Source organism: Puia sp. P3 (genome assembly GCF_050632245.1).
Classification (GTDB): Bacteria; Bacteroidota; Bacteroidia; order Chitinophagales; family Chitinophagaceae; genus Puia.
The window spans coordinates 1,036,603-1,048,897 of record NZ_CP192583.1; the positions used below are offsets into that span (position 1 = coordinate 1,036,603).

Sequence of the window (12,295 nt, forward strand, 5' to 3'; positions counted from 1 at the left end):
GGGCGAGAACGTATTCGGGATAAAGTAGTTCTTGTCGTTACAGATAGTTTTGACAAGGATGGAGTCGGACGCCACGCAGTTATTGACGTCCGTAACGGTGACGCGGAAAAGCTTTTGAATACGAGGGTCGCGGAGGGGTTGGCGCAGTCGGCGCAGCTGAGACTGTCCGCCGGCGTCCATACCCAGGTGGTGACGTTGCTGCTATAGGTAAAGGGAATGGTGATCGGAAAGCCGACGGGTGAGGTTATCTCGTGGGGACCTTTTATTTCGGGAAGGGGGTTGACGACAATTGCTGCCGAGGTCGTGTCTTTGCAGCCGAAGGGTACCGAAGTTTGCAGACTCACGGTGTAGGGGCCGGGCTTATAGCTGGAGGACGGGTTCTGAACGGATGATTTCTGTCCGTTGCCCATATCCAGGCCCAGGAGACGGGTTCGGTCATGGCGTTGGTGGTGGTGCCCGCGAATGTGATAATTCCGGTACAAAGCGGACTGGTCACTGCAATCACCGGATGAGGGGTGGGGTGAACTTTTACGGTGTCTGTATATGTTTCCGCGCAGGTACTGTTGGTGGTGACCTTCAGCGTAGCCAGAAATGTGCCGGGTTTGTTATAGAAATGTTCGGTATTGAAATCGGCGACGCCCGAGTTGTGCATCTGCGGCGAGGTTCCGTCGCCGAAGTCGAGGGTCTCGTTGACGATACCGTCGTTGGTGATGGTATAGTCTGTGAAGACGACCGTGCCGCTGTCGCAGAATGCGTGGGGGTCGAGGCTGACAAAGGGAACCGATCCCGGGACCTTGATTGGGCCGATGAAGGTTCCGATATTGACAATACAGCCTGTTGCGTCGGTCAGCACGAGCGTTGGGGTATAGACGCTTGGACTTCGGTACATGTGGAAGGGTGTGAGGTTCTGCGAAGAATCCGAGGTATTGTCGTCGAAAATGAGGTGTGAACTTCGTATATCCGGGGACGGTAAGGTTGAATTGGATGGGCACGGAATCGCATTTGCTGAGGTCGGGGCCGTAGTTGAGTCTGGAGGTTTTGTTGGGATCGAGCAGCAGGACGCGACGGGTGGCCGAATCGAGGCAGCCGCCGGGACCGCGGACGAACAGCTTTGCGTAGAAGGTGTCGAGTGTATTGTAAAAATGCGAGGTAACGGGGAGGGTCGAGGTCGAACCGTCGCCGAAGTCCCAGTAGAGTGAATCGTAGTACTGCCCGTGGGCGGTGAACTGGGTTTGCAGCGGCGCGCAGATAGCCGTGGTGTCGGCGATATCGAAGGCTGCGATGGGGTTCTGGATGCGGATGGATTTGGTGGTCGTATTGACGCAGCTGTAGCCATCTGTTACCGTGAGGGTGACATTATACGTTCCATTGGCGGCATAGGGATGGATGCCAGTCGCGTCGTCGGGGCTGCCATCACCATAGGTCCGCTGGTCGGTGAGGTTGTAACCGATGGAGGTGTCTTTGAATATCAGCGGCGTTTTCGGGCAGTAGAAACTATCGGGGCCGATAAAGCCGGCGATGGGGCCGGTGATGTGGATGGGTGTTGGGGATGTGAAGGTGCGGGCGCAGCCGTTGGCGTCCTTGATCAGGAGTGTTACAGTATACAGACCCGTGTCTTTAAATTGGTGGGTTGGGTTTTGGTTGTTGTTGTCGGGCTTCGAGCTGTCTCCAAAGTCCCATGCCCAGAAGGACACTGGACTACCGGTGGCTAGGTCAGAGGTTGATTTGTCGGTAAAAAGAACATTACTGTTAATGCAGCTTCCAGCGGGCATGGTAAAGGATGCGTCGGGATAAGTTATTTGCACCGGATGGAATATGGAATCTGTGCAGCCGCTGGCTAATTGGATGACCAGCCAGAGATCATGGGTTCCCCGTCTGACGCTTTGGATCTTTGCCGTGTTGGAGGGGCTAAAAACGTATGGCAGATCCTTATCATAATCCCAGTGCCAGTAATAGCCTGTTATCAGTTCTGGATTGGGAGACATTGCAGTCAACGAGATCGGAACACCTGAGCATTGGGGCGAAGGGACGCTGAAACTGAAGGACACGTTGCCTAGCGTAATAGTCTTGGTTAAGTGCTGGACGCAGAAGCCCTGGGATACTGTCAGAGTGACGTCAAAGGATTTGAGGCCTGGAGGGCTTGGAGGAGTATAGGGATGAACGACTGTTTGGTTGTTGGGGCGCGTCAAACTTTGGGTGTTGCCATCACCAAAGTTCCACACTGCAGAAAACGGGTCGGTCTCGTATTCCTGGGAAGTGTCCTTGAAAGTTACGAGATAGGGATTGCCATGAACGCAGTCTGCTGTATTTGTCCAGAGTACGATCGGCGGGTTGATGCGTATGTCCAGTTCTGCCGACTGCGGGCAGCCGTTGTGAATAAGATCGAGCTTGACGATCTTTTTTGCTACACTGAAATAGCTGTGTTTTATACTGGGCTGGTTGGTGTTGACGATATTGCCGTCCCCAAAATCCCAGTGCCAGACAAACTCGCCGGCGGGGCTGGCGGGATCGCTGAAGGTGATCGAATCCCTGCCGCAAAAAGTATTGTCGGGCGGCAGCGGCGCCGGGTCCGTCGTGATACTTGCCGGGACGGGCGTTCCTATCTTTATGACGTCGGTAAAGGTCTGCGAGGTCTGGCATCCTCCGTTGGTAGTGACAGTGAGGCTGACCGAATGGGTGCCGGTGCCGGCAAAAGTGAACTGGGGGGACGCCGCAGTGGAAGATGAAGGCGTTGCATCTGGCGCCGTCCGAGGACCGAGGAGGCGATGCCATCCGGCGCGGTGACGCTGGCCGAGGGTTGGATGATCGTATGGTCGGGCGTTGTATTGATACAGGCCCCGAGGACGCCGCCGAGACCCGTGATCACGGGAGGCTGGACCTTTATATACTGCGGCATGGTCGTGGTGCCAGAGCATCCTCCGGTCGTAGTGGTCAGCGTCACGTCAAAATTTCCGGTCGACGTATAGGTATGCACCGGGTTCTGGTCTGTGGAGGTTTGGCCGTCGCCAAAATCCCACAGCCAGCTGGTTGGCCGCGGGAGTGGTCTGGTCGGTGAAATGGACGGTCAGGGGAGCCGCGCAGCTGATCGTCTTGTCGGCGATAAAGACGGGATTGCCTGCAACGCCTACCTGGATAGTTTTTGTTGCGGTAGTGGCGCAGGAGGCGTACTGGATGTTCGCCGTGACCGTATAGGTGCCGTTTGCGGCATAGGACTTGGTAGGAGTGGGGTCGGTCGAGGTCGAGCCGTCACCAAAATTCCACTGGGCGGCCAGGGTGCAGGTCCCGATCCGGTACCGAATGTGACGGGCGTATTGACGCAGGTATTGTCGGGTCCGCTGATCGTGGCGGTGGTATTGTTGAGTGGGACGGTCTGGGTGAGCGTGCCGGTGCATCCCAGGTCGCTGGACACCTGGAGCGTAACGTCGTAGTTGCCTGTGGCCGGATAGCTGATACCCGCCGGGTTGGCGTCGCTGGAAGTTGCGGGGGTGGCGCCGTTGCCGAGGGACCAGTTGTAGGTGAGCGTACCGGGGCCGGCGGTTTGGTTGACGAAGTTCAGCGCGAATGGGGCGGAACAGGCGGCGGACGCCTGGTTCCACGCAAAGTTGGGCTTGATGCCGTCGACCACCCGCATATAACGGCTGTGTATAGTCGTATAGGAGCAGCCGCCGGAATTGGTGACCTTCAGCGACACATTGTAGTAGCCGGTCTGGTTGTAGACATGCGTCGGGTTCTGTGCGCCGGACCCGGTGCCGTCGCCAAGGTCCCACTGCCAGGATACGATAGATCCCTGCCCCGGTGTCGACTGGTCGGTATACTGTATATTGGCCGGGACGCAGGCGAGGGTGACGTTGGACGTGAAATTGGCCACGGGGAAAGGGAATACGGTGATGTAGTCTGTTTTCCGGATGGCGTCGGCGCCGCTGCGGTTGCGGGCGATCAGGGTTACCGTGTAGGTGCCGGGGCTATTGTAGGTTGCGGTGGGGTTTTGTTGGGCGGAGGTCTGTCCGTTGCCAAAGTCCCACTGCCAGAAGGTGGGGGTGTTGGTGGAATTGTCCTTGAATTGTACGACGAGAGGGCCGCAGCCGCTGGTGGTAGACGCCGAAAAATCCGGGACGGGCGCCTGCGCTCGGGTACTTACTATTCCAAGGGTACAGAAGCAGCTAATAATGATCAGTAGTCTTCGTATCAACGAAATTGTTGTTTTGATATTCCAATGAATGCAAAAACCTTTCCAGTCAGAAAATGACTGAAGGCTGAATAGGAGACAGGAGAGTCTTCGGGAGGAGCGGATTACTGCTTTTTCAACTGCAGGATATTGGTAGCGTGTTTGACTGTATCTATCGACCAGGCGGATACGCTATCGGTATAGCTGTCTTTTATGGTCCATGTCGCGTTTAACAGGGACACCGGCTCTGTAGCTCCCGGAAAATTGGAGGCAATGGTCCGGTTGGCGATATTGACCGCCCATTGACCAGTGACAGATGCGCCGGCCTTCGTACCCGTGACCGTATTATTCGCGTCAAATTTAAAGAGATAACCGGAGAAAGAAGCTGTTATATCGCTATCATTTTGCTTATACCCACTGACATACCAATAGCCGTTAGTCATGATCGACAGCACGGCGTTCTCAGCCTTTTTCTCGATAAACTTTTTACACGAAGTTCCGAGCAACGCGAACGAAGCCAGTAAGGCCAGGGGAGTGTGCTTTTCATGGCAACTTGGATTTACCTCAAAAGTTGTAAATATTCCGGTATTTTTCAAGCAAATAGCTCAAAAAATAACCGATATCGAGGATTTTTCCGGTGGCTTTGGCGCACAGCTCCTCACTGGTGTAACGTCGTCCGTATTGATGGACGTTGACTCTCAGCCATTCCAGGAGGGCAGTTGTGTTGCCTTGTTCTATACTGTTATGTAAATCAGCGATTTGTGCGGTGGCGGCCGAAAATAGCTGGGCGGCGTAGAAGCTGCCGAGACTATAGGTCGGAAAATAGCCAAAACTGCCATGGCTCCAGTGCACGTCCTGAAGGCAGCCTTTTTTGTCGTCGGGTACCGTGACGCCGAGCCAGGTGTGGTAATTCTCGTTCCACCATGCCGGGATATCGGCGGTTCGGAGTTCGCCGCCGATCAGCCTCTTTTCCAGTTCGTAGCGGATCATCACGTGAAAGTGATAAGAGACTTCGTCGGCCTCTGTGCGGATGAGGGAGGGCTGTACCTTATTGATGCCCTTATAGAACTGTTCGGTATTGGTTGCGCTCAGCTGTTGGGGAAAGATCTTCTGAAGGCCGGGATAGATGGTCTTCCACCAGGACAGGCTTCTTCCAATGTTGTTCTCCCAGAGCCGCGACTGGGATTCGTGGATGCTTAGCGAGGCATATTCTCCCAGCGGGAGTCCGTATTCCTCCGGTGGCAGGCCCTGTTCGTACAGGGCGTGGCCGGTCTCGTGGATACAGGACCATGTCATATGATTGAAGTCGTTCTCGTCGACGCGGGTGGTGATGCGGACGTCGCGGCTGTTGAAGTTGGTGGTGAACGGGTGTTCGGACAGGTCCTGCCTGCCGGCTTCGAAATCGAAGCCCATTTGTTTGATCAGACCCATGCCGAAATCCCATTGTTGTTGTTTGGGGAAGTGGCCGTGCAGGAAGCTATCGTCGACCTGTGGCCGGCCGCCGATGGTTTGCAGCAGGTCCTTCAGCGGGCTGCGAATTTCGGAGAAGACTTTGTCGAGGAGGGTGATCGTCGCGCCTTTCTCGTACTGGTCGAGCAGGGCGTTGTAGGGATGCTGTTGATAGCCTGCGAGCTCCGCCTCTTCCTTTTTCAGCTGAACCAGTTGATCGAGGTCCGGCTGGAAACGGGCAAATGAGTTGGCATTTCTCGCCTGGAGCCAGCTATGAAAGCTGCGGGAGGTAGTTCTCGCTGAGTTGCCGGATAAAGGCCGGGGTGAATTTCTTTTGTTTGTCGTAGTCTTCCAGACTCAGGTCTACGTTGCGGCGCTGTGATTCGCCGAGGTCTCCGCGTCCCTGCAACTCCTGCAGGAGAAGGCCCGGGGAGGGATCGATAAACCATTCGTGGGCGATCTCGGAAAGGGTAGCGAGCTGACGGCCCCGGAATTCCGCGCCTTTGGGCGGAAGGTAGGTCTCCTGGTCCCACTGGAGTACGGCCGCCGAGTATTTTACGTCGGCGATCTTCTGCATGCGATCCGTATATTCCTTATAGAGGTCGGCGGTAGACTTTGTTAAAACCATTTTAACAATTTTTCTGGCTGGGAATTTTTATAAATTAATTGCATTTTAAGCATCTTTTTCTGATTGAGTTGAATAATTTCACCGTATGAACAAGCATCGCTGTCTTTTTGCCCGTTGTCCTGCCATTGTTTTCACTGCTGCTTAGCCTGATTGTTTCTCCGGTCAGCGCCCAGAAGCTGGACTCTATGCTGAACGTCTACGCAAATAATTTCCCTCAGGAAAAGGTCCATATACAATTCGATAAGAAGATCTATGCTCCCGGGGAGACGATCTGGTTCAAGGCTTATATATTTTCGGGAGCGGACCCGTCCCTTTACAGCAAGAATTTTTATGCAGAGCTGTCCGATGCGTCGGGAGCTATTCTCCAGCGTAAGGCGTATCCGGTTTCGGAGTCGAGTACGGCGGGCAATTTCGACCTGCCGAAGACTTTGAAGAGCGGGCATCTGCATTTCAGGGCCTATACCACCTGGATGACGAATTTCGATACGGCGTTCTATTTCGAAAAGGATATCCGCATTTTCGATAAGCAGCTGGACTCTGCCGGGGTGACGGTGACGCTGGTGCAGCGTCAGATGAAACTGCAGTTCTTTCCCGAAGGCGGAGACCTGATAGCCGGAGTGGAGGGTACTGTTGCATTCAAGGCGAACGATCAGTTCGGCTATCCCTTTCCCGTGAAAGGGTCTGTGGTTGACAAGTCGGGTAAGGAGGTGCTGACATTTGCCTCGGATCACGACGGGATGGGGAAGTTCCTGGTCACTATGGATAAGGACGATTCGCTGACGGCGGTATGGAAGGACGATGCGGGGATCGAGCACCGGACGGGGCTGCCTGCTGCAAAGACCTTGGGTGCTTCGCTGCGGGCCATACCCGGCAATCAGAAGGTGTTGTTTTCCGTTGCGCGCGCCCAGGATGCGGGTGCGGATTTTCAGCATCTGACCATCATCGCGCATATGCACCAGCATCTGGTGTATAAGGCCAAGATCAACCTGGAAGAAAATTTTATGAGTGGGGGTACGATCCCAACGGGGCAGCTGCCGTCGGGTGTTTTGCAACTGACAGTTTTTACGGCGGATATGGTGCCGGTGGCTGAGCGCGTGGTCTTTGTCAATAACCATGAATTTCTTTTCCATCCGGATATTGCGGTGACGCTGAAGGGCGTGACCAGGAGGGGTAAGAACTCGCTGACGATCGATGTCCCGGATACGCTGAAATCGAATATGTCGCTGGCTGTCACGGATGCCACGGCTGACGGCGAGTTCCCGGGCGATGACAATATCATATCCCGCCTGTTGCTGACCGGGGAGCTGCGGGGATATATTCACAACCCTGCCTATTATTTCTCCGGGACGGCGGACAGTCTGACCAGGCACCTGGATCTGGTGATGATGACTCATGGCTGGCGGCGGCTGAAATGGGATATGCTTGCCCGTGGGCAGGTGCCGGTGATCAAAAATCCCGAGCAGGACTACCTTTCCATGAAAGTGCAGGTGCTGGGTGTGGACGCCAGTAAGATCAGCAGGGACGAGTTCATGAATGTCATCATGAGCCGCAAGGACTCCAGCACGCAGATGCTGCAGATACCACATTTGTCGGGAAATAATTTTGGCGTAACGGGGCTTGTCTTTTTTGATACGGTGCGGGCTTTCTACCAGTTCAATGTCAATCGCGCACTGTCCGATCAGGCGGCCATCACCTTCAATACGGGTCTGGTAAGAGGACCGCGTACGGCTAAGCCGCAGACGGCGGCATTCGAAGGGTGGACTGCGGAAGACTCCGCCTATCTGAGGCGCAACCGGTATATAGCGGAGGAGATAGCGAAGGTAAAGCCGATAGACGATGCGAAGGTGAAGACCCTCGAGTCGGTGACGGTGAAGGGGCGTGTGAAGAGCGAGGTTGACAAGCTTGACGAAAAATATGCGTCGGGTCTGTTCGGCGGCGGGGATGCCTACAAGTTCGACCTTATAAACGATCCGCTGGCGGCCTCGCAGCTGGATATCTTTACCTATCTGCAGGGCAAGGTCGCGGGTCTGCAGATCACGCCTGGAAATGGGCCGGGTGGCACGCCGTCGCTGAGTTGGCGCGGGGGCAGTCCGCAGTTGTACCTGAATGAGATGCAGGTGGACGCTCAACAGCTGCAGAGCACGCCTGTGACCGACGTCGCCCTGATCAAGGTCTTCCGGCCGGGGTCGGGAGTAGGATTTGGCGGTGGTTCGGGCGGTACGATCGCCGTATATACCAAGAAGGGGGGCGACGAGAAGAGGTCCGATCCCAATTTCAAGGGGCTGTCCCGGGCGATCCTTATCGGGTATTCGATGCCGAAGGAGTTCTATGTGCCGAACTACCGGAGAACACCGCGCAGAATGAGAATGGCGATCTCCGGACGACGCTGTACTGGAAGCCCTATCTGCTGACGGACAGGGATAGCAAGCGCGTGAATGTCGACTTCTTCAACAACGATATTTCCAGGAAGCTGAGAATAGTGATGGAGGGCTTTAATGAAGACGGTAAACTGACACATATTGAAAAGATCATTCAGTAATGAGAATATCTGAGGTCATCGGTCATTTGGAGGCACTTGCGCCATTGTCCTGGCAGGAGTCGTACGACAATGCCGGATTGCTGACGGGGCGTGGAGGATGGGAGTGTTCAGGAATTCTCACCACACTGGATGTGACCGAGGCGGTGGTTGCGGAGGCTGTTTCGCGCGGGTGCAATCTCGTGGTGGCCCATCACCCCATCGTGTTTGGCGGGCTGAAGAAGATCACCGGGCGCAATTACGTCGAGCGGACGGTGATCGCGGCTATCAAAAGGACATCGCCATATACGCCATTCATACCAATCTCGACAATGTTGTGCGGGAGGGAGTGAACGGGCGGATTGCGCGGCGGCTGGGGATTTCGGGAGGCAGGGCGCCGTTGCCGCGGGCGGGAACCCTGCAAAAGCTATATTGTTTTGTTCCTGTGGATCACCTGGACACGGTCCGGGCGGCGATTTTTGCGGCCGGGGCAGGGCATATTGGGGGGTACAGCGAGTGTAGTTTTGGCGTGGGGGGATCGGGACGTTCAAGGCAGGGGAGGGGACGCAGCCCTACGTGGGGCAGCAGGGGTTGCGGCATGAAGAGATGGAGGTGAGGCTGGAGGTGGTCGTTCCGGCGCATCTCAGCCGGAAGGTGGCGGAGGCCATGGTCGCTGCACATCCTTATGAAGAGGTTGCGTATGATCTGGTGCCGCTGGCCAATACCTGGTCCGGGGTCGGATCGGGGCTGGTGGGTGAATTGGCTGAGCCGATGGCGGAGCGGGCGTTTCTGGACCTGTTGAAAAGGGAGTTCGGGGTGCCGGTGGTCCGGCATACGCCGCTGACGGGGAGGACGGTTTCGAGGGTGGCTGTTTGTGGAGGCGCCGGTAGTTTTTTGATTTCCAATGCTTTAGCTTCTGGGGCCAACTTTTATGTGACCTCGGATGTTAAATATCATGAGTTTTTTGACGCGAACGACCAGTTGGTTATAGCCGATATCGGTCATTTTGAAAGCGAGCAATTCACTGTTGACTTGCTTTTTGAGGTTTTGCGGGAAAAATTTAGTAATTTTGCGGTCCTTAAATCGGGGATCAAAACGAATCCGGTTAATTATTACTGAGCCGCGGGGGAGTGGTTCGGTAGAAGTAAAATAAACTTATGTCAAACGTAAAAGAATTCTCTGTTGAGGAAAAGCTCACATCGCTTGTGACCCTCCAAAAAATTGAATCGAAGTTAGACGAGTACAAGATCCTGAAGGGTGAACTTCCGATGGAAGTCAGCGACCTGGAAGACGAGATACAGGTCTGCACGCTCGTCAGACTCGCGTGGAAGAGGAGATCAATGGGATCCAGGAATTCATCAATCAAAAGAAGGAAGCGATCAAGGAAGCCGATACCCTGATCAAGAAATACGACAAACAAAGCCAGAACGTAAAGAACAGCCGCGAATTCGAGGCGATCAACAAAGAGATCGAGATGCAGCAGCTGGAGGTCAAACTGGCGGAGAAGCATATCAAGGACGCCAACGAGGAGATCGCCGAAAAGGTACAACTGCTCGAGAAGGCGAAGAAGAACATCGGCACGAAAGAGTCTGTTCTGAAGAACAAGAAGGATGAGCTGGACAAGATCATCGCTACTACAGAAAAAGAAGAAAAACATTTTACAAAGCTGTCCACAGACGCGAGAGAGAAGGTAGAGCCCCGGCTGCTGCATTCCTATGACCGCATTCGCGGCAACTACCGGAATGGTCTGGCGGTAGTGCCCGTGCTGAGAGACGCCTGCGGCGGGTGTTTCAACGCTATTCCGCCCCAGCGCCAGAGCGAGATCCGCCAGCGGAAAAAGATCATCGTGTGTGAGAACTGTGGTCGTATCCTGGTCGACAACGAACTAAATGACTCTATTGAAGTTAAATAGGTTGGTTTCGGGAATATCTTTTAAAAGGCGTTCGATAACAGAACGCCTTTTATTTTGCGTGGTGATCACGGCTTGCATGATGATCGCGGCGCCCAGGGCAGTGACGGCAGAAAAGCACTATGATTTTAGCGCGGGCTGCCGGCAGGCCTATCAGGCCATCATCCGGTTGCGGCTGGAAGAAGGCGCGAGGCTACTCGAGCAGGAGAAGCGACGGGACCCGTCCAATCTCATCCCTTATTTTCTCGACAATTACGTCGATTTTTTTCAGCTATTCTTCAATGAAGATCCGGTACTATACCAGGCCGCCCGCGGCCGGCTCGACGCGCGTATCGCCCTGATGAGCGAGGGGCCGGAGTCTTCGCCTTTTAGTCTGTTCACGAGGAGTATCATTCATTTTCAGTGGGCTGCCATCCGGATCAAGTTTGGCAGTAATTGGGATGCAGGCTGGGAGTTCCGGAGATCGTTTATCCAGAGCAGGGAATGTGAAAGGAAATTCCCTGATTTTGGACCGGCGAAGATGTTGAGTGGGGCGATGCAGGTCGTGGCCGGGACGATACCAGATGGATACAAATGGCTTAGCAATCTGCTGGGGATCAGGGGAAGCGTGGCGGGCGGAATGGCGCAGCTGGAGAGGTTCATGGCGATGGAAGGTCCCGCTGCAGAACTGTACAGGGAGGAGGCGATCTTTTATTATCTCTATTTGCAGTTCTACATCGGGAACAGGCACGAAGAAGTGTTTCAGTTCATCCGGCAGCGCCGGCTGGACGTGAAGAATAATCATCTTTTCACTTACCTGTACGCCAATCTGTGCATCAACGATCACCGGTCGGCGATGGCGGAACAGGTCATCTCGCAGATGAACGACGGACCTGGTTATATGGACATGCCGGTCTGGGATTTGGAGATGGGTTATGCGAGGCTGAACCATCTGGACCCTTCGGCTGCTGCATACCTGGGGCGTTATCTGCAGCGGTTCAGGGGCCGGTTCTATGTAAAGGACGCGCTGGAAAAGCTGAGCTGGTCTTATTATCTGAGCGGAGAAATGCAGAAGGCGGATAGTTGCCGGTTGCTGGTAATACGGCGTGGCTCGGCGGAGGCGGATGCTGACAAGCAGGCGTTGAAGAATGCGCGCATCGGGAAATGGCCGGACAAGAGGCTGCTGCGGGCGAGGCTGCTTAGTGACGGCGGGTATTATTCGGAGGCGCTTCCCTCGCTGGAGGGGATGAGCAGTTCGGACCTGGCCTCGCCGGAGGATAAGTGTGAACTGGCCTACAGGCTGGCGCGTATCTATGACGGATTGGGGAGAAGTGATGAGGCGATCGGGGCTTATCTGACGGCCATCAAGACGGGGAAGAGCTAAAAGAATATTACGCTGCCCGTGCGGCGCTGCAGACGGGATATATCTATGAGCAGCGGGGGGATAAGGTGCGGGCGGTGGCATTTTTTCAGAAGTGTTTGTCGCTGAAGGATCATGACTATAAGAATTCGCTGGATCAGCGCGCCAAGGCGGGGATTGCGAGGTGCAAGGGGAGTGAGGTCGTGAACCGCTGCGGGTGAGGCCGAGAACCGTGTGAACCACGGCCGGTTGTGGAAGTGAACCGTGACCTTTCGGGTGTGGGAATTTTG

Annotated in this window: 10 protein-coding genes and 5 pseudogenes; 7 read left to right on the forward strand and 8 right to left on the reverse strand. The window is 54.9% G+C overall.

What is annotated here, in order from left to right; all coding sequences use genetic code 11:
• Positions 1 to 340 precede the first annotated feature (340 nt).
• The 8 genes and pseudogenes from ACQ86N_RS05890 to ACQ86N_RS05925 all read right to left on the reverse strand — a co-directional run bounded on the left by ACQ86N_RS05890 (position 341) and on the right by ACQ86N_RS05925 (position 6,242).
• A complete protein-coding gene (locus ACQ86N_RS05890) occupies positions 341 to 712 on the reverse strand; it encodes a PKD domain-containing protein (RefSeq protein ID WP_431217289.1) in 372 nt (123 codons plus the stop codon).
• On the reverse strand, positions 606 to 2,915 hold the full coding sequence (locus ACQ86N_RS05895) for a PKD domain-containing protein (protein ID WP_431214370.1): 2,310 nt from the start codon (positions 2,913 to 2,915) through the stop codon (positions 606 to 608). Before ACQ86N_RS05895 ends, ACQ86N_RS05890 begins: the two co-directional genes overlap by 107 nt.
• Before the next feature lie 20 nt (positions 2,916 to 2,935).
• Positions 2,936 to 3,058, reverse strand: a pseudogene (locus tag ACQ86N_RS05900) (PKD domain-containing protein); the annotation flags it as partial.
• A 124-nt stretch (positions 3,059 to 3,182) separates the two neighbouring features.
• A pseudogene (locus ACQ86N_RS05905) lies at positions 3,183 to 3,392 on the reverse strand (PKD domain-containing protein); the annotation flags it as partial.
• Positions 3,377 to 4,189: pseudogene (locus ACQ86N_RS05910) on the reverse strand (PKD domain-containing protein); the annotation flags it as partial. The pseudogenes ACQ86N_RS05905 and ACQ86N_RS05910, both read right to left, overlap by 16 nt.
• Before the next feature lie 101 nt (positions 4,190 to 4,290).
• Positions 4,291 to 4,620 carry a hypothetical protein gene (locus tag ACQ86N_RS05915; protein WP_431214371.1) on the reverse strand — a complete coding sequence of 110 codons (330 nt, stop codon included), beginning with the start codon at positions 4,618 to 4,620 and terminating at the stop codon, positions 4,291 to 4,293.
• A 109-nt stretch (positions 4,621 to 4,729) separates the two neighbouring features.
• A pseudogene (locus ACQ86N_RS05920) lies at positions 4,730 to 5,845 on the reverse strand (carboxypeptidase M32); the annotation flags it as partial.
• Positions 5,846 to 5,885: 40 nt separating this feature from the next.
• A complete protein-coding gene (locus ACQ86N_RS05925) occupies positions 5,886 to 6,242 on the reverse strand; it encodes a hypothetical protein (RefSeq protein ID WP_431214372.1) in 357 nt (118 codons plus the stop codon).
• Between the two features lie 107 nt (positions 6,243 to 6,349).
• Between ACQ86N_RS05925 and ACQ86N_RS05930 the strand changes: the two genes are divergently transcribed.
• The 7 genes and pseudogenes from ACQ86N_RS05930 (at position 6,350) to ACQ86N_RS05960 (ending at position 12,226) form a co-directional block, all read left to right on the forward strand.
• A complete protein-coding gene (locus ACQ86N_RS05930) occupies positions 6,350 to 8,653 on the forward strand; it encodes a hypothetical protein (protein ID WP_431214373.1) in 2,304 nt (767 codons plus the stop codon).
• A gap of 127 nt (positions 8,654 to 8,780) precedes the next feature.
• A pseudogene (locus ACQ86N_RS05935) lies at positions 8,781 to 9,373 on the forward strand (Nif3-like dinuclear metal center hexameric protein).
• Positions 9,334 to 9,876 carry a Nif3-like dinuclear metal center hexameric protein gene (locus ACQ86N_RS05940; RefSeq protein ID WP_431214374.1) on the forward strand — a complete coding sequence of 181 codons (543 nt, stop codon included), beginning with the start codon at positions 9,334 to 9,336 and terminating at the stop codon, positions 9,874 to 9,876. Before ACQ86N_RS05935 ends, ACQ86N_RS05940 begins: the two are co-directional and overlap by 40 nt.
• A 38-nt stretch (positions 9,877 to 9,914) precedes the next feature.
• Positions 9,915 to 10,157 carry a hypothetical protein gene (locus tag ACQ86N_RS05945; RefSeq protein ID WP_431214375.1) on the forward strand — a complete coding sequence of 81 codons (243 nt, stop codon included), beginning with the start codon at positions 9,915 to 9,917 and terminating at the stop codon, positions 10,155 to 10,157.
• Positions 10,082 to 10,669: a zinc ribbon domain-containing protein gene (locus tag ACQ86N_RS05950; protein ID WP_431214376.1), complete on the forward strand. Its 588-nt coding sequence runs from the start codon at positions 10,082 to 10,084 to the stop codon at positions 10,667 to 10,669. Before ACQ86N_RS05945 ends, ACQ86N_RS05950 begins: the two co-directional genes overlap by 76 nt.
• A 58-nt stretch (positions 10,670 to 10,727) precedes the next feature.
• Positions 10,728 to 12,029 (forward strand): tetratricopeptide repeat protein, encoded by a 1,302-nt coding sequence (locus ACQ86N_RS05955; RefSeq protein WP_431214377.1) that lies wholly within the window; start codon positions 10,728 to 10,730, stop codon positions 12,027 to 12,029.
• A gap of 74 nt (positions 12,030 to 12,103) precedes the next feature.
• A complete protein-coding gene (locus ACQ86N_RS05960) occupies positions 12,104 to 12,226 on the forward strand; it encodes a hypothetical protein (protein WP_431214378.1) in 123 nt (40 codons plus the stop codon).
• The last annotated feature ends 69 nt before the right edge of the window (positions 12,227 to 12,295 follow it).